Here is a 24,687-nt window from a genome sequence, read left to right as displayed (position 1 = left end):
GGCACGCACCGCACCTCGCCGAAGCAGCGGCGTCCGCGACACCGGACCCCGCACGAGCGGCCCCCTCACGCCTCCGCGGAGTCGGAGCCTGAATCCGAGTCCGCGTCCGAGTTCGTATTCGTGTTCGTGTTCGCGTTCCGTCTGCGGGCGCTGTGCCAGCGCGAGCGGGTCTGCTCGACGACGCGGTCCCACTGCCGGCGGACCTCGTCCTCGGAAGGTCGGTCCCCCCGGCTGATGCGGTCGAGTTCGTCGCGGACCTCCCGGCCCAGCGCGGCGGAGAGGACGAGGACGAGCATGGCGCCGAAGAGCGCCGACACCGTTCCGAAGACCGCGCCGGCCGCGCCGTAGCGGGACGCCTGGGAGTTGAACAGGGCGGGGAGGTAGACGGTCGCGGCCACCGAGTAGGCGGCGGTCAGGACGCCGGCGGTGGCCGCGAAGGGAAGCAGCGCGCGCCAGGTGAGCCGCCGCGCGGACAGGATCCAGCCGCTCCAGAGGAGGAAGACTCCGGTGATCGGGGCCTCGCACACTGCGGCCTTCAGGCCGAAGTGGCCACCGCCGCCGAGGGTCCCGTAGAGCAGGCCGGTGACCGCGGTGTAGACGGCGAGGGTGACGATCCACCCGAGGGCGTTCCGGGTGTTGCGGACGCTCAGCGGCTTGAGCTCCCAGGTCTGCTCGAACAGCCGCTGGGTGGCCCGGGCGAAGCTCAGCGTCGAGATGGCCAGGAAGATCACACTGAAGGCGTTCACCCCCGCGCTGGTGCCCTCGCCGGAGAACACCGCCCGCACCGCGTCGGCGCCTCCCCCGGTCAGCCGGTAGCGCTTGATGACCTGGTCGGCGACGTCCCCGCCGAGCACGGCGCTGCTGAGGATCAGCAGCGGGGCGAGCCCGGTGAGCGCGCTGGAGGCCAGTGCCATCGAACGGTCGAAGCCCGCGACCTTCTGGAAGCGGTTGACGACGCGCAGCACGAAGGGCGGACGCAGCCAGAACGTCAGCTGTCTGAACAGGCGTTCACGGTTGATGCCGGCCGTCCTGCCCTCCATGCCCTGCGGTTCCTGTCGGGGCGCATCAGCCTAGGGGAGACCGCGGGTCTCAGCCCGGGCGACACGGGGCAAGCGCCGCAAAACACACCGCGCGCGGGACCTCCGGCCCGCTACCGGGGTGCGGTCCGCGGCCGGTCCATCGTGCAGACGGCCCAGATGACGAAGATGTCGAGGGCGATGACCACCAGGGCCCACAGCGGGTAGTGCGGCAGCCACAGGAACTGCAGGACCATCGAGACGCCGGCGCCGATGACGGCGACGACGCGCGCCCACAGGGCGCCGTTGAACAGGGCCGCCCCGGCCAGGACCAGCACGATCCCGAGCGCGAGATGGAGCCAGCCCCAGGTCGTGAGGTCGAAGGCGTACGCGTAGTTGCGGGTGACGACGATGACGTCGTCCTTGAGGATCGCGGTGATGCCTTCGAGGATCGACATCGCGCCGTTGAACAGCAGCATGACCGCGGCGAAGATCACCCAGCCGGACCGCCAGCCGCTGCTGGTGTGGTGACCCCCGCCGTGGGCGTGGCCGATGTCGTCCCGCTGGCCGTGGATGGTTGTCATCTCGGCTCCTCCACATGGGCGAACAGGTGCCGGCCGTTCCAGCGTGCCATCGGAGTGGACGGACGGCATGTCAGACCGGGCAGACCCCCTCCCGCCTGCCCGTTCCGGTCACGCCGCCGGCCGGTCGGCGGCGTCCGTGACGCGGCCGCCCGCGGCCAGCAGGGCGATGACGGTGAGGAGGGCGAGGAGGATCAGGACCAGGCCGAGGATGACCAGGGCGGTGGGGGTGTTCCAGGCCGCGAAGCCGATCGCGACGGCGATGACCGCACCGAGGGTGAGCCACCTGCGGTGGTGCAGGGTCCAGGTGCCGGCCCGGCCGGTGCGGACCTGGTGGCGGTCGGCCCAGCGCGCGACGGAGTCGGCCGCGTGCTCGCAGCCGCCGCGCACGGCGACGGGCAGCCGGCCGGGGCCGACCAGGTACGCGCCCAGGGCGAGGACGACGCCCAGCGCGATCGCGGTGCGCAGGGCCTGCCGCAGGAAGCGGACCAGGGTGTCGAAGACGGCCGCGGCGGCGTCCCGGGACTGGACCTGCGCGGGCAGGTGGTCCAGGTAGTAGCCGCGGGCGACGGACAGCAGGATCGCCACGATCAGGCAGGCCACCGCGGCGCCGAGTGCGACGCGGGCCAGGGCCCGTCTGCGGCGCCGGGCCAGCAGCACGCCGGCCGCGGCGATCACGACGACGGCGGGGATGATCCAGTTCCCGACCACGTCGAGGACGTGCGCGAACGTGCGGATCTTGCCGAGCTGGTCGGAGCTGAACAGCACCAGCTCCTTGTCGGTGGAGGGGATGGCCTTGGCCGGGGCGAGCCCCTCGTCCTCCAGCTGCTTCTTGAGGGTGTCCACCGCCGTGCCGACCTCGAGGACGACCGTGCCGTCCCTGACGTCCACCGCGCCGCGGCCCTGCCCGGTGAGGACCTGCACGATCGCGGTGTGGGCCCGGCGGTTGGCCTGGTCCCACACCCGTGGGAAACGGTCGCTGCGGACGACGCGGGTGGCGGCCTTGCGGACCGCGTCGTCCACCGCGGTGTCCAGTTGCGGGCCGAGGTTCTGCACCGCCTGGGCGGCCTGGGGCGGCAGGCCGTGCGAGCGCAGCCAGGCGGCGAGCTGGGCGGTGGCCGCCGGCCCGTTGACCCGCACGTCCACGGCCCTGGCGATGCGGACCACGGCGGCGTCCTGGATGGCCCGGTTCCTGGCCAGCGGGGCCATGGTCGCGACATAGCGGTCGGTGTCCAGGGCGATGTCGTGCACCCAGACCGCGATCAGCGCCAGCGGCACCAGTACGCACGCGAGGACGGCGAGCACCCCAGACGCCGTCACGCGGGCCACCCGTCCCGCGGTCCTTGCCGGCGACCGTTCCGGCGGCCCGGGATCGGCCGGAGGCACTTGGGTGCTCATGCCCGCTCCCGGAGCCCGACGACGGTTCTCCTCCCATTGAGCGCCCGCGGCCGGTGCGTCGGGCGGCGGGGCACCCCCATCCGGGTGCGGGCACTCCCCCCGGACGGCCCTGATCCGCACGTCACGCCGGAACGGCCCTCACCCGTTCGGGCTCCGGCGGATGGCCCGGAGCCGCTGGGCGGCCGAAGGTGATGGGCGGGGGTCGTCGGCGGGGGTGGATCGCGGGGGTGGATCGCGGGGGTGGATCGAGGAGGGAAGGAGCTGCACCGCATGGCCAAGTACCTGATCCAGGCCAGCTACACCGCCGAGGGCGCGCAGGGCCTGCTGAAGGAGGGCGGCACCGGGCGCCGGAGAGCCGTCGACGAGACGGTGGGCGGCATGGGCGGCACCGTCGAGGCGATGTACTACGCCTACGGGGAGCACGACGCCGTGATGATCATCGATCTGCCCGACACGGTCTCCATGGCCGCGGTGAGCATGATGGTCAAGGCGAGCGGCGCCATGCGGACCATGGCGACCCCTCTGCTGACCATCGAGGAGATCGACGAGGCGACCCGCAGGCAGGTCACCTTCCACCCGCCGAAGGCCTAGCCGGGCCGGACCGCGAAGGACCCCCGAGGACCGCGAAGGACCCCGAGGGCCCCGGAGACTCCCGAAGACCCCCGAAGGGCCCCGCCGGATCACCGGCGGGGCCCTGGGGCGTCAGCGGAATCCGCTCACGGGAACGAGACGACGTTGCTCGGCGTCGTGTTGGACGCCGTCACCGCCCCGGTGTCGTTGATGACGTGGCTGATGGTGCCCACGCCACCGAGCGAGACGGTCAGCACGTCGTGGAACTTCACGCCCGCGGTGTTGGGCACCTCGAACGCGTGGTAGTTGTTCACCGACGGGTTGACGTTGAAGTAGCAGTAGCTGCCCAGCCCCCACGCCTCGTGACTGGTGACGTTGGCGCCGACCTTGTACGCCGCGTAGCCGTTGACGCCCGACGGGTTCATCCAGGCCGCCTGGTTGGGCGGGTCGTACGGGTTCTCGTTCTGGAAGAAGATCGTCTTGCCGCCCTGGCCGTTCCAGACCACCTCGTACTTCTGGTAGTGCTCGACGAACAGGCCGTCGGCCAGCACGTTCGCGCCGTTGACGGTCAGGCCGGTGTCGGCGGTGTTGGTGGTCCAGCCGACCGTGCCGGAGTTGCCGTGGTCGGCCCGCCAGGCCCAGATGTGGTCGATGATCGTGTTGCTGCTGTTGACCACCAGGCTCTGCGTGGCCTTGCCCGCGATCTCCCCGCCGATCCGGAAGAACACGTCCTGGATCGTGGTCGGGTTGGACGCGTGGCTCGCCGACGAGCCGGACGGCCCGACGGTCAGCAGCGCCTGGGAGTTGGTGGTGCCCGCGTCGAACAGCAGCCCCTTGACGCGGACACCGTCGACGTCGGCGACCTGCATCGCGTTGACGCCGTTGTCCGGGACGAAGGTCGGGTAACCGATGCCCAGGATGACGGTGTTGGCCTTGGTCACGTTGAGCGTCTGGTTGAGGTGGTACACGCCCGGCGTGACGAACAGGTTGCAGCCCGCGGCGAGCGCGTTGTTGATGGTCGCCGCGGTGTCACCGGCCTTGACCACGTAGAACTGGCTCATCGGCAGCGAGGAGCCCGGGGTGCTGCCGCTCGCCCAGCTCGGGCCGGAGGCGTTGGTGCGCAGGCTCGGCAGGAACACGTGGTACTTGCCGGAGCTGTCGATGTAGAGGTACGGGACGTCGCGGGAGACCGGGGTGGTGCCCAGGGTGGTCTCCGGCGGGTTCGGGAAGGTGGTGGCGGGGGCGCCGTTCACGCCCGAGAAGACCATGTTCCACACGCCGCCGGCCCAGCTTCCCAGGTTGCTGTCGCGCGTGTACCACTGCTGCTGGGAGACCGACGACGCCTGGCCGGTGACCTTGGTGTCGGCGATGTAGCCGCCGCTGGCGTAGCCGTAACTGGCCGGGTAGAGGGCCAGGTTGCCGTGCACGTCGATGCGGCGGAAGGGCGCCGCCTGGGCGACGGCCCAGCGGTCGGTGCCGCTGGAGGGGTTGATGGCGAGGTTCTCGGCCGAACGCCAGAAGTTCTGGGTGGCGTTGCCCGCGTCGGAGGCGTTGAACGCGTCGACGGTGACGTCACCGTTGATCGTGACGTCGTCCGGGTTCTGCCCGAGGCCGGCCACGGAGGTGTAGAAGCCGACGTTGTCCTCGACGCCGTAGGTGCCGGGCTTGAACAGGTCCGCCACCCGGTTCTCGCTGAACTGGGCGGTCTGGGTGTCCTTCATCTGGTTGAACTGGGCGTCCAGTTGGGACTGGATGGCAGCGTTGCCCATGGACGGGTCGAAGACGTGCACGTTCGAGCCGAAGTCGGGGGTGTCGGACTGCGCCGGGCACGACGCCGGGGTGCCGCCGATGGTGTAGGTGGCGCTGGCCACCGCCGAGTCGGTGGAGCCGGACTTCACCGCGATCGCCTTGAGCGTGGTGGTCGCGGCGACGTTGATCGCGCCGCCGTAGGTCGCGGAGGAGGCCGTCGGCGTGGAGCCGTTGGTGGTGTAGTGGATCGTCGCGCCGGAGGTGGCGTCGGAGATCGTCACCGACTGGGCGGAGGTGTAACTGCCGCCACCCGGGCTGAAGGTGGGCGTGGCCACGGTCCCCGGCGGGGGCGTGGTGGTGCCGCCGCCCTGGGTGTACGAGAACCACGGGGAGTCGTACTGCGGGCCGTTCTTGGTGTACGTGAAGGAGTACGACAGCACCGAGCCGCCGGCCAGACCGCCGACGGTGTAGTTCCAGGCCGAACCGGCCGCCGTCATCTGCACGTTCTGCTGGTTCGTGTTGTTCACCAGGTAGTGGATGATCACGTAGGCCGAGGTGCTGGTCGGCGTGAAGGTGACCTGGGCCTGGGTGCTGCTGGTCTGGCTGACGCTCTGGGTGTAGTCCGAGGAGTCCGCGGAGGCGGTCCCGACCGTCTCGGACAGGCCCAGCAGCCCGGCCAGCAGCAGGGCCAGGGCGCCGAGCGCGGCGACGGCACGGCGTCTGGTCCGCCCGGCGTGACCGGTGGGGGTGTCGCTGAGGGATGTGGACATCAAGTGGGGGGTCCTTTCACCCGAGTTCACGAGGTGAACGCCGAGTCGGCGCGGATTGTGGGGGCAGATCGCGCACTTCTCCTTGAACTCCGCCGGAGACTTTCTGTTTCTGCCTGCGATTCCCTTCCAGAGAACGCTCTCAATTTACGGATCAAGGGGCAGCGGATCCGTAAGGCAGTGTCAGGGGGCCCCGGCCGACCGTCAAGAAGTCGGACGGGATTGCTTGAGGTGGGTCGCGCGCGCGGTACGGATCGTCGGCGCCGTCGCACGTGGGAGCGCGAAGTGCGGTGGAACTCCGGGGCGTTGTGAACCCGGCATTCACCCGCGGGCCCCTCGCGGTTCACCATGGCCCGACAGGTTCGGACCATGTCTTCGAGACCCTTCTCCCGCAAGCGCGTCCGGATCGCGGTGGCGATCGGTGTCGCCTTCGCCGTGGTGGGCGCGGGCACCGCCGCGGCCCAGGCCGGCGGCTGGCTGTCGGCCCCGTCGCACGACTTCGGCGCGGTCGCCGACTCCTACTCCGGCCACGGCACGGTGACCGGCAACGTCCTGCACAACGACCACGGCGCGACCGCGGTCGTACGGCACACCGCCCCGGCCGACGGCTCGGTGACGGTCGGCGCGGACGGCTCGTTCACGTACACCCCGAAGGCCGGCTTCACGGGCACGGACACCTTCACGTACACCACGACCGACGCCGTGGAGCTGTTCAAGGACACCCAGGCGAACGGCGCGCCGCTGGCGCCGCTCGCGAAGGTCGCCGGCCCGAACGGCACCACCACCGACATCTCCGGCGAGGGCTACGGCTCGTCGCTCACCCCGGTGCCGGGCCGGTCCGGCCTCTTCTACGGCCTCACCGACCGCGGTCCGAACGCGGACGCCCCCGACGGCAACAAGTCCGAGATGCTGCTGGACTTCACGCCGCAGATCGGCGAGTTCAAGCTGACCGGCGGCAAGGCCGAACTGGTCGGGAAGGTCACCCTGAAGGGGCCGAAGAGCCTCGGCGGGGTCCCGTACAGCGGCCGCCCGCCGCACGACACCAGCGAGGTCATCGACGACGTCGCGGCGACGAACGCCGACGGCACGCCCACGCCGGTCGCCAAGGACCCGTACGGCTACGACTCCGAGGGCCTGGTGGCGCTGCCCGACGGCACGTTCTGGGTCTCCGACGAGTACGGCCCGTACATCACGCACTTCGACGCGAACGGCTACGAGCTCGGCCGGCTGACGCCCTACAAGGACAGCCCGGACAACGCGTCGCACAAGATCCTCGGCCACCTGCCGTCCGAACTCGCCTACCGCGCCAAGAACAAGGGCATGGAGGGCCTGACGGTCACGCCCGACGGCTCGACGCTCGTCGGCGTCATGCAGTCCGCGCTGCAGCAGCCCGACCTCGGCAGCACCAAGGCCGGCAACGTGGCGGCCACCCGCATCGTCACGGTCGACCTGCGGACGTTCCGCACCAGGCAGTACCTGTACCTGCTGGACGACCCGAACGACACCGGCGACGCGAACAGCGAGATCACCGCGGTGTCCGACACGAAGTTCCTGGTCGACGAACGGGACGGGAACTACGAGCCGTTCGCCCGCAAGTCCCTCTACGAGGTCGACGTCAACGGCGCGACGGACGTCAGCGGCCTGACGATCGGGGGCAAGTCCCCCGAGGCGTTCGTCGGGAAGGACGGTACGAACGCCGCGCTGACGGCGCTGACCGGCGCCGGCGTCAACGTCGCGCAGAAGCAGCCGTACCTGAACGTCGGCACGCTGGTGAGCCAGCTCGACCCGAGCGGCGCGTTCTTCGCGCACGACAAGGTCGAGGGCGTCGCCACCGCGGACGCCGGGCGGACGCTGTACCTGTCCAACGACGACGACTTCGGCATCGACACCATCGCCGTCGACCCCGACGGGAAGTGGACCGTCCACCAGAAGGTGCTGCCGCCCACCGGCCGGAGCGACAGCGGCGAGATCCTGAAGGTCGACACGACGAAGCTGCCGGCCGTCCTCAAGACCGTCACCGTGACGATCCACGTCCACTGACGCCCCGCCCCATCGCCGGGCCCGCCCCAGCCAAGCGGGCGGCCCGGCCGGGCGCCGGCTCCGGACCGGCCGGGATGCGCCGTCCGGCCTCGGCGGGAGCCTCGCCGAGGGCCGCCGGATATTCCCAGCGCCTCCGGACGGTTCTTCCTACCATTGCCTGGTCGTGCCCGTGACGCAGTGCGACGGAACCGCCGCATACGGGCACAAGGGGAGGGAACATCATCATGACCATGTCCTGGCGGGCACGAACGCGTGTCGCCCTCGGAGCCACGGGGGCGCTCTGCCTGGCACTCCTGGCGACGCCGCGCGCCGACGCGGCGACGGGCACGCCGACCACGCCCACGGACCTCTTCAACGCCTATTCCACCTGCTCGCACGATCCCGACGCGCCCGTGTACGTGTGGGCGGGCTCGGGCGTCGATCTCGAGGGCGTCCCGGGATACACCGACCCGGACGCGACGCCGCGGCTCAGCGAGCAGTTCAAGCTCTGGCCGGTGGCCGACCCCACGCAGGTCACCAGCCTGAGCGACCAGTACGCCACCGCGGGGTTCGAGGCGTGGGCCACGGCACCCGCCTCGGCACTGACCGACGGGCAGACGTACGCCTGGCAGGCTCAGACGCTCGCCGGCACCGACGCCTCCGACTGGTCGGCACCCTGCTACTTCACCGTCGACAACACCCGGCCGTCGGTGCCTCCGACCGTCACCTCCGCCAACTACGCCGAGAACCAGACCAACCAGGGCGGCGAGCCCGTCCAGTTCACCTTCGGCGCCAACGGCGTGAGCGACGTCGGCGGGTTCGAGTTCGGCTGGATGAACCCGCTTCCCGTCGCCGGGGGCGCGAACATCGGCGACCACGGGATCCCGCAGCCGATCGACCCGTACGCCGACACCAGGTACTTCGTGCGAGCCGACTCCCTGGGCGGCTCGGCCACGGTGAACCTGATCCCCCCGTCCGGCTCGGGACCGGCGACGCTCTACGTGATCAGCCTGGACCGCGCGCTCGACCGGTCCATCGACGAGACGAGCTACAGCTTCTTCCTCGCCTCCCACGCGCCTACGGTGACCCCCGTCGAGAAGCCGCAGTTCGACCGGCCCACGACCTTCGACCTCACGCCCGACCCCGTACTGCAGGCCAAGAGCCCCGTCGTGAGCTACAGCGTGAAGACCACGGGCGGCCAGAACGACCGTACGGTCCAGGTGCCGGCCTCGGCCGACGGAAGCGCCACGGCCAAGCTCACCCTGGACGGGGCCGACGGCGAGTGGGTCCAGGTGAGCAGTACGAGCGCGAACGGCTGGGTCAGCGCCGAGCAGTGGTGGAACGTCGTCTTCGACACCACGCCCACGGTCGGTTCCGACGTCTACGCCGAGAACGCGTCCGGCGGCGGTGTGGGCGTCCCGGGGGCCTTCACGTTCACCCCGAAGGTGAAGAACGTCGTGAGCTACACCTACTCCTTCGACTGGGGCACCCCGGTCACCGTCAAGGCGGAGGCGGGCCGTACCGCGCACATCACGTGGACGCCCGCGAACGACGGCTTCCACGACCTCGACGTCTACGCCACGACCAAGGACGGCATCCAGCTGACGGCCTACGACTACTACTTCACCGTGAACTGAGGCTCCGGCGAAGCCCAGGACGGCCGGTGCCCGCAGTCGCGGCGCCGGCCGTCCCCGTGCGGACGCCGGGCGCCGGGAGCCCGAGGACGTCGAGGCCCGCGGACTGCGCGTGTCCCAGCCCGTGGACGCTTATCGCGGCTTTACAAGCGGTTGCGGAGTGTATGGGAATATCCGGGCGGAATGCCCGGTTGTCTTCGGCCAGCCGCTGCCGGAGCCGGCACCACGCAGGACAGGCCCCGGAAGTGCGGCGGAACAGGAGCGCCCCTCGCATCCGCGGCGCCGGACGAGGGGCGCGGTCGGCCTGCACCAGGCGCCGCGAGGAGGGCCCATGCACGCCCGGCGCGGACAGAAGCCGTCGTGGAACCCGACGGGCAGTCTCAGCAGGGGGTGGATGGCGGCCGCCGCCGTCTTCATCGCCCTCGTCCCGATCGCGGACGTCTTCCTCCCCCCGAGCGTCCACATCGCCCACGCCCTGGTCCTCCCCGTCGCCCTGACCGCCGTGTTCTTCGGCCCGCGCCGCACCGCGACGATCGCGGGGATCGCCATCCTCGCCCTGGTCGTCGCGGCCGTGGAACGCATGTCCCTCAGCTCCGAGAGCGTGCTGGTGGAACTCGGCTCCCTCACCCTGCTGTCGGTGCTGCTTCTGCTGGTCAGCCGCCTGCTGGAGAGACGCGGCCACGAGCTGGCCGGTCTGCGCCACGTCTCGGAGGCGGTGCTCAGGCCGCTGCCGCCCCGGGCCGGCCCGGTCTCCATCGCCTCCGCCTACCGCGCGGCCGACGTCGACACCCCCGTGGGCGGCGACCTCTACGCGGTGGCGCGCACCAAGGGCGCCACCCGCCTGCTCATCGGCGACGTCCGCGGCAAGGGCCTGGGCTCGATCGGCGACACCGAGATCGTCCTCGGCGCCTTCCGCGCCACGGCCCACCGCCCGATGCCGCTGCCCGAACTGGTCGCCTCGCTGGAGGGCAGCGTCTGCTGGGGCCTGAACGAACCCGGTGGTGACGGCCCGGGCGCCGACGTGCGCGAGCGGTTCGTCACTGCGGCGATCGTCGAGATCCCGGACGACGAGCCGTACGTCCACGTGGTGAGCTGCGGACACCTGCCGCCGCTGCGCTTCCACGACGGCGCCGTCACCTCGCTGGACACCCCGGACCCCGCACCGCCGCTGGGCCTCGGCATGCTCGCCGAGGGCGGCTACGCCGCGTCCACCTTCGCCTTCGCGCCCGGCGACCGGCTGCTGCTGTACACCGACGGGGTCACCGAGGCCCGCGACGGGCGGGGCGTCTTCTACCCGCTGCTGGAACGGGCCGCCGGCTGGGGCGACCTCGGCCCGGCCCGGCTCGTCGACACCGTGACCGCGGACCTGCGGCGGCACGCCGTGGCGGGCCTCGACGACGACATGGCCGTGGTGGCCCTGCGCCGCGACGAATCCCCGGACCCGAGCATCCCCGCGCCCCACCGGGCGGCCCCCCCGGCCCCGCGCCCCGCGCCGGCCACCGCACTGCCGAACGAGCGAGGCTGAACGAGGCCGGCCGCCACGCCGGCGCCGCGTTGCCGCACGACCCCGCCCGGGCGCCCGGGAAGCCCCTACGCCCGGCCCGCCCGGCCCGCCCCGCCCTCGACGCCGACCGGGTCGCCGACCCGCACCGTGCCCGGTTCGAGAACGTCCAGGTAGACCCCGAAGCACGCCAGCCGGCCCAGGTCGAGGACCGGGACCCGGTGGGTGCGGGCGACCGCCCGCATGATGCCCGGGTCCGGCGGGAGCGCGCCGTGGGCCAGCGTGGGCACGACGCACCGGGGCGTCGGGAGCGTGACGCGGAACAGCGCCTCGCCCACGCGCAGCACCGCGCCCGCCCAGTCGTCCTCGGGGAACGCGGGCCCCTCGCCGGTGCCGGTCCCCTCGCCGCCGCCGACCACCAGGTTCGGCCGGAAGCGGCGGGCGTCGAAGTCCCCGGCGGGATGGACCGTACGCAGATGGGCCAGCGCGGAGCCGGTCACGAGGTGGACCCGCCCGAAGTCGAAGAAGGTGCCGGGGGCGACCGAGCTCAGGGTGACCAGGTCGCCGCCCGCATCGCGAGAGGCCGTCGCCCGCACCTTGTCCGGCACACCGCCCTCGTACTCGGGCACGACGCGCTCAAGCCGCCCGGGCTCCCCGCGCACGACCCCGGCACGGAACCCAGCACGGATCCCAGCACCGGCCTCGTCACCGGCCTCGTCACCCACCCCCGCGACCGCCACCTCGCGGCCCAGCAGTCCGGTCAGGCGGTCGTCGAGCCCCGGATCCCCCGCCGGGAAGCGGCTGCCGTCGGGCAGTTCGACCTCGGGGATGCCCGCGGCGGTCAGCCGGCTCCGGCAGCGCAGCAGCGCCCCCCACTTGCGGGGGTGCTTGGCGCTGCCCACCGCACCCGTGGCGTCGAGCACGGCGTGCGTCCGGTCGCCGGCCAGCCCGTTCGCGGTGACCCGCACCGACGCCAGGTCCTCCCCGAGCATGGACTTCACCGGATAGCGATGGATCTCCGTCACCGTCGGCATCGTGCGGGTCACGGCGTCAGCGTCCTTCCCGGGCCGTCGGCCGTCCGTGCGCCCGGGGCCGGCCCGGGACCGGTGGCGGCGCCCGTGTCGGTGGCCGTGTCGGTGGCCGTGTCGGTGACGTCGGTGCGGGTGTCACGACTGGAACCCGGCGCCCCTCCCGGGCCGCGGCCGGGACGCACCCCCAGCTCCGAGCGCCCCCACACCGTGACCGTCACCTCGTCGCCGACCGCGACCCGCCCAGGCCGCTGCACCGCCAGCTTGGTCCCGAACGCGACACCGCCCTCGGCCGCCCGCCGGTAGCTCGCGAGGGTCCGCAGCGGTTCCGGGCCGGCCCGCTCGCCGGTCTCCTGGCGGACCATGGTGACGGCGCAGCGGATGGCGAGCTTGGCGTAGGCGAGTTCGGCCGTGCCGAAGGTGAGGAGGTGCGCGCGGTCCTCGGTGTGCGGCTCGTCCCAGCCGTCGACCAGGACGTTCGGACGGAAGCGGCCCACCGGGAGCGGTGCGGCGCCGCGCTCGGCCAGCTTCCGGTCGAGCAGTTCCAGGCTCGCGCGGGACAGCAGGTGCAGGGCGCAACTGTCGGCGTAGCCGGAGGTGCCGGGCGTCCTGCCGTCGGTGACCCGATCGTGCTCGGGCGGCACGCGGACGAGACGGCTGGGTGCGCGCAGCACGCCGGACAGCCAGGCGGCGACCGTGTCGCCCTGGTCGATGCCCCGGTAGGCGGCGCCGAACAGGACCACCGGGCGGCGGACGCCCTCGGTGTCGACGGGCACCGCCAGCGTCCCGGCACCGGGCGCGTCGAGGGTGAGCAGCCGGCCGTCGTCGCCCACGACGGGCCGGATCGTGGCCAGGAGCGGGTTCCGGCGCTGCGTCCGGTAGCGGCCGTCCTCGTCGACGACCATGAAGCCGCGGTCGTGCGCGAGCCCGGCCGACGTCACGGCGGTATCGCGCACCGGCATCCCGGCGCATCCTTTGACCGGGTAGGTGACCAGCTCGACCACGCGGGCCATGGTCAGACCCGGACCGCGGCGGCGGGGCCCGGGGCGCGGTCCGTCACGGCGGGCACGGCGTCGGCGTGCCCGCCCCCCGCCGTCCAGGTCTGCTGGGACACGTCGGTTCCCCTTCCGTAGGCAGGACGGCGCACGGCGTCCGCCGGGGAACGTACTACGCGGGCCTGGCGGCCCGTCAAAGGGATTCCGCCAGGCCCGCGTCGGCCGGTATGGGGGGTCAGACTCTGCGCCGGCCCGCCCAGAACGGCGTGACGATCGCGATGAGCAGCGCCGCGGCGCCCACCTGGAGCGCGTGGCGGGTCCAGTCGACACCGCTGGTGTGCGCGACGCCGAAGGCTCCGGCGAGGGCGTTGCCCACCAGGCCTCCGACGATGCCGATCAGGATCGTGGCCCACAGGGGGATCGGCTGCCGTCCCGGCAGCACCAGCTTGGCGAGCAGGCCGATGATCAGACCTGCGATGATCGCCCAGAGAATAGTCATCTTGGCCCTCTTCCTTCGTCGGGTCTCTGCGGCGGCCCGGCAACTCGGGCGCTCATCGGGTCGGTTGCCCCGAGTCACGCACCGCATGTCCGGCGGATTTCCCCTGCCGCGAATCCGTTGCCGGAACGCGGCTGCCGGACCGCGGTTGCCGGACCGCGCGGGCCGTCGCGGCCAGGAGTGCCGGTGGGCGGCAGGGGAAAACGCCCGGCATGGACGCAGAAGAAGGCGTGCCGCCGAGGGCGAACGGTGAAGCCGGGCCGGGTGCGGGAGCGGATGCGGGGTCAGGCGCGGGACTGTCCGGCGGTCAGGACCGCGGCGCGGAACCGTCCGGCGGTCAGGACCCGGGCGCGGGTCCGGACGCGGGTCCGGACGCGGGTCCGGGTGACGCCACGCGCAGGGGCTCAGCCGGCCGTCCCGGCTGGGGTCCGGACTCGGGTCCGGCCGGTGCGGCGGCGGCCGGCGGGGCGACGGCCAGGGGAGCTGCGCGGGGAGATGCCCGGGGCCGCGGGCCGGGAAAGGCGACGGCGCGGCCTGCGGTGCTGGCCGGTGTCCTGATCGTCGCGCTCGGTGTGGTGCTGGCCGTGGTGGTCACGGGCAACGCCACCGGCCACCACGCCCACGGCGGTGACGACGGCGCCGTGGGCGGCATGCCCGGCCTGCGGGTCGACGGCACGTCCCCCTTCCGGGCCGCCGACGCCGACACGGTCGTGCTCGACGGTGTGTCGGGCCGCATCCAGGTGACGGCCGATCCGCACGCGCACACGGTCACCGGCAGTTTCCACCGCTCCGACGGCCACTCCGCCGTACTCCACGGCACCACGGGCGACGACCCGGCGTCGGGCGACGGCCACACGCTCACCGTGCGCTGCGAGGACGACGACGGCCACCAGGAAGCGTGCGCGGGCGACCTCGTGCTGACCGTGCCCGGGCACACCGGCCTGCGGATGCGGCAGACGTCCGGGGAGACCGTGCTCGACGGGCTCGGTGGGGACCTCAGCCTCGACGCCTCGTCCCTCCAGCTCACCACCCGGGACCTGCGCTCCCCGCACGCCGAGGTGCGGGTGGTGTCGGGCAGCGCGGACCTCGGCTTCGGCGCGGCGCCCGCCGATCTCGACCTGCACGCGTCGTCGGCCTCCGTGGCCGTGCGGCTGCCGCAGATCGACGGCGGTTACGCGGTGACGACGGCGGCGGCGTCCGCGAGCGTGCAGGTGCAGGTGCCGCGCGATCCGACGGCGGGGCACCGGGTGGCCCTCACCGTCACGTCCGGCTCGCTGTCCGTCCAGAACGCCTGAGGGCCGAACCGCCTCAGCCGGCCGCCTGCCGGATGAGCGCGGCGATCCGGGCGTCGTCGGCGTCGGACAGTTCGGGCAGCAGGGCGAAGTACGTCGGCCACATCGTGCCCTCGTCGAGGCGGGCCTGGTCGCTGAAGCCGAGCATGGCGTAGCGGGACTTGAATTTGTGGGCGCTCTGGAAGAAGCAGACGACCTTGCCGTCCCTGGCGTAGGCGGGCATGCCGTACCAGGTCTTGGGCGCGAGCTCCGGGGCGTGGGCCTTGACCAGGGCGTGCACCCGTTCGGCCAGGGCGCGGTCCGCCTCCGGCATCTCGGCGATCTTCGCCAGCACCTCGCCCTCGGCGTCCGCCTTGGCGCGGGGGCCGCGGCGCGTGGCGGCCTTCAGTTCCTTGGCGCGGTCCTTCATGGCGCCGCGCTCCTCCTCGGTGAAGCCCTCGTAACCGGCGTCGACCGTCTCCTCGGCGCGTGCGGTGCTCGTGGCCTGGGTGCCCTTCATGGCGGGGTTCCTCTCGTACCGGCGGGGTGGGTGCTGCCCATGCTAGGAACGGCGCCTCGGCCGCCGCTTCTCCGAAACTGACCGTCCGCCGCCCGTCCGCCGCCCTGCCCGTTCACCAGGCGCTTCCCCCTGCCGGGAAGGAGTTGTGAGCGACGTGCGCACCAAGATCCTCGCCCGCGCGTCGACGCTCGCCGCGACCGTCGTCCTCGGGCTCGGCCTCGCCTCCACGGGGGCGCAGGCCTCCCCGCCGTCGCCCGCGGGCGGCCGAACCGTCCTTGCGGGGTCGGGGCCGTGGCCCGGTCCGGTCCGGCAAGGGCGCCCGCGTTCCGGGGCGTTGACGTACGTGGCACGCGCGTCACAGCCGCACGGTCATGCCCTCGTCCGCGACCAGGATCTCCCCCGGGTACGCGGCGGCCGCCTCCGCGGGGTGGCGCGCCCGGTCGGCGCCGGGCCAGAAGTGGCCGAGCAGCAGCCGCCGCGCGCCCGCGCGGGCCGCCCAGACGCCGGCCTGGGCGGCACTGAGCAGCAACGGGTCGTCCTCCGCGCCGAGCAGCGTGGTTCCGGCGATCAACAGGTCCGCATCATGGGCGAGTTCGCCAAGAGCCGGGTCGGGGCCGGCGTCGCCGCTGTAGGCGACGGTCAGGTCCGGTGCGGTCAACCGGACGCCGGCGTGCGGCACATGGTGCGGCAGTGGCAGCGCGTCCAGCCGGAAGGGGCCGACCTCGTACGTGCCCGGCAGCGGGTGCGGGTCGAAGACCTCGCGCAGGTCCTCGGTGGGCTCCATCGCCTGGACCCGGTCGAGCACGCCGGGAGGGCAGTACAACGGGACCCGGACATCGGGGCGTTCACCGAACAGCAGCGCCCGGGACAGCACGCTGAGGTCCGCGCAGTGGTCCGGGTGGGCGTGGGTGATGACGACCGCGTCGACCTCGCGGGCCGCGCACCGCTCCAGCAGGCGCGGCACCGTCGCGTACCCCAGGTCCAGCACGACCCGGAACCCGTCGGCCTCCAGCACGAACCCGGCGGCCGCCCGCCCGGCCTCGACCCATCCACCGCAGGACCCCAGCACTCCCAACTGCCGCATACGCGCATACTTCCACGCCTCCGCGGCGGCCCCGCGGCCGGCGAGTGGGGGGCGGGCCGCGGGACCGGATGAACCGGGAGACGGATCAGCCGACGTCCTTCCAGTGGTCGTAGGTGCTGATCATCTGGTAGCTGCGCGTCGGGCAGTAGAACGCGCTGTTCGGCTGGTCGTAGTGGGTGTCCGCGTTGGCCGAGGTCGCGGTCGACCACGTCCCGTTGTTGCGCACGGAGATCCCGCTGGACTCGAAGGTGACGCCGGCCATGTCGTCGCAGGAGTACGCCCTGCCGGACGACTGGACGGTCGAGTAGAGCTCCTCGATGTCCCAACCGTCCGTGCGGCCGGACTGGTTGGTGCCGGACTGCGTGAACAGGGTGTCCCAGCGTCCCGTGGTGTAGTTGTACAGCGCCGCGGCCCAGGTGTTGGACGCCGTGGACGTCCTGATCACCCGTCCCGTGTAGGCGCCCGAGCCGTTGGTGTACGTGCTCAGGAACGAGCTGTTGATCGTGACCGAGGCCGCGAAGTTGACGCTCTTGCACCAGTCCCACGCGGACACCGATCGCGTGGAGTTCGTGTACACGGTGACCAGTTCGACGCAGGAGCCGCCCGGCGGGTACATCGTCGGGGTGTAGATGGTGGTGTAGCTGTCGCGCACGGTGAGCTGCGTGGACACCGACTGCGTCGCGCACGAGCCGTCGGCCCCGGACAGGGCCTTGAAGGCGGTGCCCTGCGCGGGGTGGATGCTCACCAGCGGGCGGACGGCGGAGGGGCTGGTCTGTCCGGCGCCGGTCTCCGCGCCCGAGCCCTTGCCGAGCGGACCCTTGGCCGCGATCCCGTACTGCGCGCGGTGCTGTGCGGTGAGCGAGGACAGTTGCCGCTGGACCTCGGCCTGCGGCAGGGCGCCCTTGACGGTCTGGCCGGACACGGCCGTGGAGCTGCAGACGCCGACGGCCGCCGCCTGCCGGGGAGTCGCGGCGGCGGCGCCCAACGAGGTGCCCAGGACCAGGGCGGCGGTGGCGGCGAAGACGGCCGCGGTGGATCGGGGACGTATCACGCTGATGCGGTCCTCTCTGGGAGTGGGGTGCGGGGTAATTCATGCTCATGACAAGGCATGGGTGAGGCGGATGTGAAGGGGGTGGTGGGTGGTTGGCCGTAATCCGTACGCCCTGTCCGTAAAGGGCCGCACCTGGCCCTTCACCCGCACCGCTTCCGGGGTGGCCCAGGCCGGGCGGGCGGTAGGGGGCCGGGGGAAGGCGCGGTCCCGAGAGGGGCAGGGTGCCGCGTTCACCCGGACGTTCCCCAACTCCCCCCGACAAGAAGGCCCCGAGCAATACGTTGCCGCCCATGGAAAGCAGCAGCACTCACCCAGACACCCCCACCCAGCCGGGCATATCCCGCCGCGGCCTCCTCGTCGGAGCCGTCGCCGCCGGCCTCGCGGCCAACGGAGGCATCGCGGTCGCGGCTGCCCCCGGGCAGGAACCGCAAGGACCGCAGGACCCCGCCCAGGCCGGCACCGCCGCCGGGAGATCCGGTTTCCCCGGCTTCCCCGTCCCGGACTACCAGCTGACCGTCCCCGGGGAGTCCGTCGAGGCCGGCCGCGTCGACGTCCCCGTGGCCCCCGGCATCGTCCTCACGTCGTTCGACACCTTCGGCCGCACCGGCTGGACCCGCGTCCACGTCCTCAACGCCGACCTCGGGAACGCCTCCGTCGATGTGGACCTGGTCGCCGGCACGGTCAGCGACGCCCGGCCGCTGGCGCAGGCCGCGGCCGCGCAGGGCGCTGTCGCGGCCGTCAACGGCGACTACTTCGACATCACCGAGACGTACGCCGCCGAGGGCCCGGAGATCAAGAACGGGCAGCTCCGCAAGGGCACCACGACACCGACGACCGTGGCCGCGATCGGCGCCGACCGGGTGGCGCGGCTGGCCGACCTGGTGCTCACCGGCACTGTCACGGTCGCCGGCACCCAGCGGCCGATGGCCGCCCTCAACTCGCCCTCGGTGCCGGCCGACGGCATCGCGGTGTACACGCCCGAGTGGGGCGGGGGCAACCGCACCCTGATCCAGGACGCCGGCCCGTACACCGAACTCGTCGTGTCCGGCGGCACCGTGGCCTCGGTGGGCGGCGCCCTCACGAACACGCCGGTGCCCGCCGGCGGCCTGATCGTCCTCGGCCGCGGCGCCGCGGCTGCCCAACTCGCCGCCGCCAAGCCGGGCGACGCGGTCGGCGTGGCGTTCGCGCCGCACTCCGACGCCCCCGTCGCGCTGAAGACGGCCCTGGGCAGCGGCGCGGTGCTGGTCAAGGACGGCACCGCGGTCGACTTCCCGCCGAGCACCGGCAACGACGCGCCCAAGCCGCGCACCGCCATCGCCTGGCGGGACGGCGGGCACCGCCTGCTGCTCGTCGCGATCGACGGCTCCGCCAACTTCTCCGCCGGGCTGAGCTTCGACGACACCGCGAAGCTGCTGGTGCGCCTGGGCGCGACCGAGGCGTTCATGCTCGACGGCGGCGGCTCCACCGAGATCGTCGCCCGGCACCCCGGCGACACCGCCGCGGACGTCGTCAACACCCCCTCGGACGGCAGCGAGCGCCCGGTCCCGGACGGCGTCGGCCTGTTCGCCCGTCCCGGCTCCGGCCATCTGCGCGGCCTGGACGTGCGGCCGCAGGCGGACCGGGTGGTGCCAGGACTGACCGTGGACCTCGCGGTCGCCGGTTACGACGAGACGTGGGCGCCGGTCGCGGTCGACGGCCACCACGCGGTCCGCTGGACGGCGGAGCCCGGGTCCCTCGGCCGGACGGACAACGGTGTCTTCCACGCCGAGCGCCCCGGCGCGGGGGCGGTGCGCGCGCACAGCGGCGAGGTGGCGGGCGAGCACCCGCTGCGGGTCCTCGGCGACCTGCACCGGCTGGCGTTCACCGAGCGCGCGGTCACCATCGAGCCCGGCGCGACGGCGAGCGTCCGGCTCACCGGTTTCGACGCCGACGGATTCGACGCCCCTGTGGCCCCGCGTGACGCGACGCTGGACTACGACAAGGCGGTGCTCTCCGTGGCGCCCGCCGCCGACGGCAGCCTCACGATCACGGGGGCGGCGGACGCGGGAGGCAAGGCAGCCACCCTGACCGCGACCGCGCAGGGCGTCACGGCGCGGCTGCCGGTCACGGTCGGCCTGATCGACGTGTCCCTCGCCGAGTTCGAGCCCACCGAGAACTGGACCGCCCTGGCCGCGCGCGGCAGCGCGTCGGTGGCGTTCGTCGCGGCGCCGGACCGGCCCGGCGCCACGGCGGACAACCACGCGCTGCGGCTCACCTACGACTTCACCGGGCAGCCCAGCACCTCGGCCGCGTACGCGGTGGCGGGGGCAGGCCCGATCACCCTGCCGACCGGCACCAAGCGGCTCGCGCTGTGGGTCAACGGCGACGGCAACAACCACTGGCTGCGCGCGATGATGTACTCGCAGGGCACCACCAACCTGCCCTTCACCTTCGCCCTCACCGTGGACTGGACGGGCTGGCGCCGGGTCGTCGGCGACATCCCGGCCGGCTACTCGGAGCCCGTCACGCTGCTGCGCGTCTACATCGCGGAGACCTCGCAGACCAACAAGAACGCCGGGCAGCTGCTCTTCGACGGGCTCGCCGCGCAGGTCGGCCAGCAGCCCGACACCTCGCTGCCGCCGATGCCGGACCCCTACGTGGTCGAGCAGGGCGGCCTGCCGGACCGCCGGTGGACGTTCGCGGTCCTCTCCGACCTGCACGTCAGCGCCGCGGCCGGGCTCGACTCGTTCTCCGGGCGGCAGGCCGCGACCGCGCTGGCCCAGGCGGTGGCGACCGAACCGGAGTTCCTGCTGATCAACGGCGACTTCGTCGACAACAACAACCCGGCGGACTTCGAGCTCGCGCTCGGCCTGCTGCGCGACCACGTGCCGGACGGCCTGCCCGTGTACTGGACGCCCGGCAACCACGAGGCGGGCCTGTCGGCGACCGGCGGGCTGGACGCGTTCCTGTCGGTCACCGGGCGGCCGAACCGCCAGGTCTTCGACCACAAGGGCACCCGCTTCATCCTGCTGGACTCGCACACCGGTGACATGCGGACCTCCGACTGGGACCAGGTGCCGCTGCTGCAGGCCGAGTTGGCGAAGGCGGCGAGCGACCGCTCGGTGACCGGCGTGCTGGTGTCGTTCCACCACCCGCTGCAGGACCCGTCGGGCGCCGGCGCGTCGCAGCTCGCCGACCAGTTGGAGGCCGGGCTGCTGCACCGCTGGCTGGCGGACTTCCGTGAGACGTCGGGCAAGCCGGTCGCGCTGTTCACCGGCCACGCCCACACCGCGTCGGTGACCCGGTCCGACGGCGTGCTGGAGGTGACCACCCCGGCCGTCGGCAAGACCCCCTACAGCTCCCCCGACCAGGGCGGGTTCTTCGGCTGGATGCACGTCGCGGTCGACCCGCGGCCGGCCCGGATCCGTGCCGGGCAGCCCAGCCCGGAGACCCGTGACTGGCTGCAGGCCGAGAGCCGGCCGCTGATCGACGGGATCGACCTGTCGGCGCCCGGGCAGCACGCGGTCGGCGCGTCGGCGCAGCCGGCCGCGACCGGCATCACCAGCGAGTTCGGCCTCAGGTTCCCGCTGCGCTTCCCTGCCAGCGTCACCTGGACCGGCAGCGCGGGACTGGTCGTCGCGGCCACGGCGGCGGAGGTGAGCGCGGCCCGGCGGTCCTCGCACACCCTGGCGGTGTTCGACGTGACGTCGGGCACGCTGACGGCCCTGCGCCGGGGGACGGTGACGCTGACCGTGGCCTCCGGCGGGCTGACCGCGTCGGCGGACGTCACGCTCGGCTGACCGGCCGGCCCGGGCGGAGGCGGCGGTCCCGGTCGGGCCGCCGCCTCCGCCGTCCCGGCCACCGCCCAGCGGCGCGCTCCCAACCCGGGCCCGGAAGAGGATCAGGAACTGCCGGGCGGGGTAGATGCGTCCTGGTGACCAGGAGGGTCACACAGGCGCGGAAGGCGGAACGGTCTCATGGGCATCATCGGCTGGATCATCCTCGGGCTGCTGGCCGGGGCGATAGCCAAGATCCTGCTGCCGGGGCGGGACCCCGGCGGTCTGGTCGGCACGACCCTGATCGGCATCGCCGGCGCTTTCCTCGGCGGCTGGATCTCCTCGCACTTCCTGCACCGGCCCGTCGCCCACCACTTCTACGACCCGAAGACTTGGATCGCGGCCATCGGCGGCGCGCTCGTCCTGCTGATCGGCTACCGCATTTTCTTCGGCGACTCCCGCTCCCGCCGCTGACCCCTGGCGCCCGGGCGTCCGCCCGTCCCGTTCCCCTCGCCGCACTCCCGCCCCGCCCCGATCCGGTCCCGGCTCCCGGGCCACCTCCCCTTCACGTCCCGACGCACCGCACGTTCCCCGCGAACCTGGGCACAGGTTCCCGTGAGGGGCTGAAACAGCCGGTGGGCGAGGGGAGGACGGCATGGGCGTGCTGGCGGGAAGGACCGCGATCGTGACGGGCGGGTCGCGGGGGATCGGCCGGGCCATCGTCGAACGGCTGGCCCGGGACGGCGCCCGCGTGGTGTTCACCTACGCGCGCGACGCCGACGCGGCCGCGGAGGTGACGCGCGGCGTCGAGGAGGCGGGCGGCAAAGCCGAGAACCTGCGGATCGACCTCGCCGAACCGGGCGGCGCCGAGCGGATGATGGCCGAGGCGGAGAACCGGCTGGGCGGCCTGGACATCCTCGTCAACAACGCGGCGACGGCTTTCACCCCTTCGCCGCTCGCCGAGACGGACGAGGCACTCTTCGACCGGGTGATGACGGTCAACGCCCGGTCCGCGTTCCTGACCATGCGGCACGCCGCCCGGACCATGCGGGAGGGCGGCCGCATCGTCAACATCTCCACGCTCAACACCGTGCGGCCCGCGCCCGGCATCACGCCGTACGCGGCCAGCAAGGGCGCGCTCGAACAGCTCACCCGGGTCGCCGCGCGGGAGCTGGGGGCCCGCGGGATCACCGTGAACACCGTCTCGCCCGGCGCCACCGAGACCGACCTGCTCCACGAGGCCAACCCCGGCGCGGACTTCGGGCCGGTGATCGCCATCACGCCGCTCGGCCGGCTCGGGCTGCCCGCCGACATCGCGGACGTCGTCGCGTTCCTCGCCGGGCCGGACAGCCGGTGGCTCACCGGCCAGAACCTCCGCGCCACCGGCGGTCTCGGCTGAACGTCCGCCCCGGCGCCCGTCCCGGCCGCCCGTCCCGACGACCGAAGCGCCGGAACGCCGGAACGCCGACGGCCCCGGAGCACGAAGCTCCGGGGCCGCCGCGGGTTCACCTGGTCCGTACGGTCGGACAGGTCCGGTCGGTCGTTCGGTGGGCCGTGGTCAGCGGGCCCTTCCCCCACACCGGGCGGGGTCAGTTGGCCTTCCAGGCCGCCCAGCTCATGTTCCAGCCGTTGAGGCCGTTGCTCGGGTCGATGACCTTGTCCGGGGAGTTGACGACCTGGACCACGTCACCGATGAGCGAGTGCTCGTAGAACCAGGCCGCCGGGGTGTTCGGGTCGCCGCCGCCCTTGACGTCGTGCAGACCCACGCAGCCGTGGCTGGTGTTCTCGTGGCCGAACACCGACAGCGGCCGCCAGTAGTTGCCGTGCGCGAAGGTGCCGGAGTCCGACAGCCGCATGCCGTGCGGGACGTCCTTGATGTGGTACGCGTTGCCGAGGCCGACCGTCTGCGAGTCCATGTCGACGACCAGGGACTTCTCCTCGATCACCATCTTGCCGTTGTACGTGGTGTGCTGCGGGTCGCCCAGGCTCGCCGGGTACGACTTGTACAGCTTCCCGTCGCGGTAGATCTTGAGGATCTTGGTGTGGTTGTCGACGATCGAGGTCTGTGAGCGGCCGATGGTGAAGGACACGTCCTTCGACTGCTGCCCGTAGACGCCCGGCGACATCTGCACGCCGTTCAGCCGCAGGTGCAGGGTCACCTTGGTGCCCGGCGCCCAGTACTCCTCGGGCCGGAAGTCGATCCGCTGGTTGCCGAACCAGTGCCCGGCCACGTCCACGCCGTTGCTGGCGGTGACGGTGATCCCCCTGTGGGTCTCGGCCTGGTTCACGACCGGCTTGTTGAAGTGGATCGACACCTCCATGCCCACGCCGTAGGTCGAGCCCGCGTTGATGTTGAAGTTGCCGAAGTTCACCGACTTGGGCGTCAGGGTGGTGAACGTCGACTGCTGGGCGGTGCTGCGCCCGTCGGCGTCGACGGCGGTGGCCGAGACCGCGTAGTGCGTGCCGGTGTGCAGCACGCCCGCGGGCGTCCAGCTCGTGCCGTCGGCCGATATGGCGCCGTCGACGGCCCCGTCGGGACCGGTCACGGTGACCTTGGTCAGCTTGCCCTGGGCCGCGGACACCTTGAGGGCGCCCGTGGTGTCGACGCCGGTGGCGCCGTTCTTCGGTGCGATGTTCAGCGACGCCTTCGAGGTGGGCGACGCGGACGCGCCGCCCGGGACGCTGCCGCCCTTGCCGTCGGCGTGGTTCTTGTCGGACGCCCCGGCGCTCCCTCCGCAGGCGGTGGCCCCCAGCAGGACCGCACCGAGGGCTAGCGCGAGCAGCCCCTTGGCGGTGCGCCGGCCGCGACGCGAGGCGGCCCCCTCAGGGGCGGTGTCCAGTGCGCCGTCCAGAGTCTTCATTGCGACGGAATCCGCCGACCGTACGGTGATCAATCGAGTCTCCCCATCCCGGATGTCGTGCAATGAGACTGCTCACCCACGCCGCCGGTTGCACCTGTTTCGAGCTTGATACATCACACATGAGATCGGGTCGCACGCGGGCCCCTGTTGCAGAACTCACAGGGACGGCGGATCGGTGCTGCCGCGGACCACCAGACGGGTCGCGAGCGCCGCCCGCTGTCACGGAAATCATGCTACGACGCGCCGGCGGCGTCCCTCGGGACCGAGGGACGCCGCCGACCGTGCGGGTGGTTCAGGTGGGTTTACTGGGACGGATATCGCGGGTGTTGCGGGTGTTGGGGGGTGTGGGTCAGGTGGGCTGGCAGGTCATGGTGGGCGGGGTCGGGGGTGC

At 72.8% G+C, this 24,687-nt stretch carries 18 protein-coding genes and 1 pseudogene; 8 read left to right on the top strand and 11 right to left on the bottom strand.

Annotation, left to right across the window (positions count from 1 at the left end):
• Positions 1–65 precede the first annotated feature (65 nt).
• From K7862_RS31875 to K7862_RS31865, 3 genes are all read right to left on the bottom strand, one after another.
• Positions 66–1,040, bottom strand: coding sequence for a YhjD/YihY/BrkB family envelope integrity protein (locus K7862_RS31875; protein ID WP_222968393.1), 975 nt, complete (start codon positions 1,038–1,040; stop codon positions 66–68).
• Between the two features lie 110 nt (positions 1,041–1,150).
• Complete coding sequence (locus K7862_RS31870) at positions 1,151–1,600, bottom strand: DUF7144 family membrane protein (protein ID WP_372461708.1); 450 nt, start codon at positions 1,598–1,600, stop codon at positions 1,151–1,153.
• A 108-nt stretch (positions 1,601–1,708) separates the two neighbouring features.
• Positions 1,709–2,917 carry a hypothetical protein gene (locus K7862_RS31865; RefSeq protein WP_308012302.1) on the bottom strand — a complete coding sequence of 403 codons (1,209 nt, stop codon included), beginning with the start codon at positions 2,915–2,917 and terminating at the stop codon, positions 1,709–1,711.
• A gap of 348 nt (positions 2,918–3,265) precedes the next feature.
• On the opposite strand from K7862_RS31865, the gene K7862_RS31860 reads away from it, so the two are divergent.
• Positions 3,266–3,586 (top strand): GYD domain-containing protein, encoded by a 321-nt coding sequence (locus K7862_RS31860; RefSeq protein ID WP_222968391.1) that lies wholly within the window; start codon positions 3,266–3,268, stop codon positions 3,584–3,586.
• Positions 3,587–3,711: 125 nt separating this feature from the next.
• Here K7862_RS31860 and K7862_RS31855 read toward each other — a convergent pair whose 3' ends face one another.
• Positions 3,712–6,084: a pectate lyase-like domain-containing protein gene (locus K7862_RS31855; RefSeq protein ID WP_262414138.1), complete on the bottom strand. Its 2,373-nt coding sequence runs from the start codon at positions 6,082–6,084 to the stop codon at positions 3,712–3,714.
• Between the two features lie 366 nt (positions 6,085–6,450).
• Here K7862_RS31855 and K7862_RS31850 point away from each other — a divergent pair, with 366 nt between their 5' ends.
• The 3 genes from K7862_RS31850 to K7862_RS31840 all read left to right on the top strand — a co-directional run bounded on the left by K7862_RS31850 (position 6,451) and on the right by K7862_RS31840 (position 11,259).
• Positions 6,451–8,121 carry an esterase-like activity of phytase family protein gene (locus K7862_RS31850; RefSeq protein WP_222968389.1) on the top strand — a complete coding sequence of 557 codons (1,671 nt, stop codon included), beginning with the start codon at positions 6,451–6,453 and terminating at the stop codon, positions 8,119–8,121.
• Between the two features lie 224 nt (positions 8,122–8,345).
• Positions 8,346–9,737: a hypothetical protein gene (locus tag K7862_RS31845; RefSeq protein ID WP_262414137.1), complete on the top strand. Its 1,392-nt coding sequence runs from the start codon at positions 8,346–8,348 to the stop codon at positions 9,735–9,737.
• 328 nt (positions 9,738–10,065) lie between these two features.
• Entirely contained in the window at positions 10,066–11,259 is a 1,194-nt protein-coding gene (locus tag K7862_RS31840; RefSeq protein ID WP_222968387.1) for a PP2C family protein-serine/threonine phosphatase, read from the top strand.
• 65 nt (positions 11,260–11,324) lie between these two features.
• On the opposite strand, the gene K7862_RS31835 is transcribed toward K7862_RS31840, so the two are convergent.
• The 3 genes and pseudogenes from K7862_RS31835 to K7862_RS31825 all read right to left on the bottom strand — a co-directional run bounded on the left by K7862_RS31835 (position 11,325) and on the right by K7862_RS31825 (position 13,757).
• Entirely contained in the window at positions 11,325–12,281 is a 957-nt protein-coding gene (locus K7862_RS31835; protein ID WP_308012301.1) for an MOSC domain-containing protein, read from the bottom strand.
• Positions 12,282–12,454: 173 nt separating this feature from the next.
• Positions 12,455–13,276, bottom strand: a pseudogene (locus tag K7862_RS31830) (MOSC domain-containing protein); the annotation flags it as partial.
• Between the two features lie 217 nt (positions 13,277–13,493).
• On the bottom strand, positions 13,494–13,757 hold the full coding sequence (locus tag K7862_RS31825; protein WP_222968385.1) for a GlsB/YeaQ/YmgE family stress response membrane protein: 264 nt from the start codon (positions 13,755–13,757) through the stop codon (positions 13,494–13,496).
• Between the two features lie 536 nt (positions 13,758–14,293).
• Between K7862_RS31825 and K7862_RS31820 the strand changes: the two genes are divergently transcribed.
• Positions 14,294–15,049 (top strand): DUF4097 family beta strand repeat-containing protein, encoded by a 756-nt coding sequence (locus K7862_RS31820; protein ID WP_222968384.1) that lies wholly within the window; start codon positions 14,294–14,296, stop codon positions 15,047–15,049.
• A gap of 13 nt (positions 15,050–15,062) precedes the next feature.
• Here the strand turns inward: K7862_RS31820 and K7862_RS31815 are convergent, their stop codons facing one another.
• From K7862_RS31815 to K7862_RS31805, 3 genes are all read right to left on the bottom strand, one after another.
• A complete protein-coding gene (locus K7862_RS31815) occupies positions 15,063–15,545 on the bottom strand; it encodes an iron chaperone (protein WP_222968383.1) in 483 nt (160 codons plus the stop codon).
• Between the two features lie 355 nt (positions 15,546–15,900).
• On the bottom strand, positions 15,901–16,629 hold the full coding sequence (locus K7862_RS31810; protein ID WP_222968382.1) for an MBL fold metallo-hydrolase: 729 nt from the start codon (positions 16,627–16,629) through the stop codon (positions 15,901–15,903).
• 85 nt (positions 16,630–16,714) lie between these two features.
• Complete coding sequence (locus tag K7862_RS31805) at positions 16,715–17,680, bottom strand: hypothetical protein (RefSeq protein WP_222968381.1); 966 nt, start codon at positions 17,678–17,680, stop codon at positions 16,715–16,717.
• A gap of 290 nt (positions 17,681–17,970) precedes the next feature.
• On the opposite strand from K7862_RS31805, the gene K7862_RS31800 reads away from it, so the two are divergent.
• The 3 genes from K7862_RS31800 (at position 17,971) to K7862_RS31790 (ending at position 22,834) form a co-directional block, all read left to right on the top strand.
• Complete coding sequence (locus K7862_RS31800) at positions 17,971–21,459, top strand: phosphodiester glycosidase family protein (protein ID WP_222968380.1); 3,489 nt, start codon at positions 17,971–17,973, stop codon at positions 21,457–21,459.
• A 177-nt stretch (positions 21,460–21,636) separates the two neighbouring features.
• A complete protein-coding gene (locus tag K7862_RS31795; RefSeq protein ID WP_222968379.1) occupies positions 21,637–21,909 on the top strand; it encodes a GlsB/YeaQ/YmgE family stress response membrane protein in 273 nt (90 codons plus the stop codon).
• Between the two features lie 181 nt (positions 21,910–22,090).
• Positions 22,091–22,834: a glucose 1-dehydrogenase gene (locus K7862_RS31790; RefSeq protein WP_222968377.1), complete on the top strand. Its 744-nt coding sequence runs from the start codon at positions 22,091–22,093 to the stop codon at positions 22,832–22,834.
• Between the two features lie 190 nt (positions 22,835–23,024).
• On the opposite strand, the gene K7862_RS31785 is transcribed toward K7862_RS31790, so the two are convergent.
• The gene (locus K7862_RS31785; protein WP_222968375.1) at positions 23,025–24,296 is read right to left on the bottom strand and encodes a L,D-transpeptidase; all 1,272 of its coding nucleotides are present in this window, start codon (positions 24,294–24,296) and stop codon (positions 23,025–23,027) included.
• Positions 24,297–24,687 lie beyond the last annotated feature (391 nt).

It is taken from the genome of Actinacidiphila acidipaludis (genome assembly GCF_019890725.1).
Taxonomy (GTDB): Bacteria; Actinomycetota; Actinomycetes; order Streptomycetales; family Streptomycetaceae; genus Actinacidiphila; species Actinacidiphila acidipaludis.
This window is presented reverse-complemented; position numbering and strand designations above follow the sequence as displayed.

Bases quoted from the DNA above. Each gene is read 5' to 3' on its own strand.
- K7862_RS31875 (WP_222968393.1), bottom strand. From the start codon at position 1,040: ATGGAGGGCAGGACGGCCGGCATCAACCGTGAACGCCTGTTCAGACAG.
- K7862_RS31870 (WP_372461708.1), bottom strand. From the start codon at position 1,600: ATGACAACCATCCACGGCCAGCGGGACGACATCGGCCACGCCCACGGC.
- K7862_RS31860 (WP_222968391.1), top strand. From the start codon at position 3,266: ATGGCCAAGTACCTGATCCAGGCCAGCTACACCGCCGAGGGCGCGCAG.
- K7862_RS31855 (WP_262414138.1), bottom strand. From the start codon at position 6,084: ATGTCCACATCCCTCAGCGACACCCCCACCGGTCACGCCGGGCGGACC.
- K7862_RS31850 (WP_222968389.1), top strand. From the start codon at position 6,451: ATGTCTTCGAGACCCTTCTCCCGCAAGCGCGTCCGGATCGCGGTGGCG.
- K7862_RS31845 (WP_262414137.1), top strand. From the start codon at position 8,346: ATGACCATGTCCTGGCGGGCACGAACGCGTGTCGCCCTCGGAGCCACG.
- K7862_RS31840 (WP_222968387.1), top strand. From the start codon at position 10,066: ATGCACGCCCGGCGCGGACAGAAGCCGTCGTGGAACCCGACGGGCAGT.
- K7862_RS31825 (WP_222968385.1), bottom strand. From the start codon at position 13,757: ATGACTATTCTCTGGGCGATCATCGCAGGTCTGATCATCGGCCTGCTC.
- K7862_RS31815 (WP_222968383.1), bottom strand. From the start codon at position 15,545: ATGAAGGGCACCCAGGCCACGAGCACCGCACGCGCCGAGGAGACGGTC.
- K7862_RS31810 (WP_222968382.1), bottom strand. From the start codon at position 16,629: ATGCGGCAGTTGGGAGTGCTGGGGTCCTGCGGTGGATGGGTCGAGGCC.
- K7862_RS31800 (WP_222968380.1), top strand. From the start codon at position 17,971: ATGGAAAGCAGCAGCACTCACCCAGACACCCCCACCCAGCCGGGCATA.
- K7862_RS31795 (WP_222968379.1), top strand. From the start codon at position 21,637: ATGGGCATCATCGGCTGGATCATCCTCGGGCTGCTGGCCGGGGCGATA.
- K7862_RS31790 (WP_222968377.1), top strand. From the start codon at position 22,091: ATGGGCGTGCTGGCGGGAAGGACCGCGATCGTGACGGGCGGGTCGCGG.
- K7862_RS31785 (WP_222968375.1), bottom strand. From the start codon at position 24,296: ATGAAGACTCTGGACGGCGCACTGGACACCGCCCCTGAGGGGGCCGCC.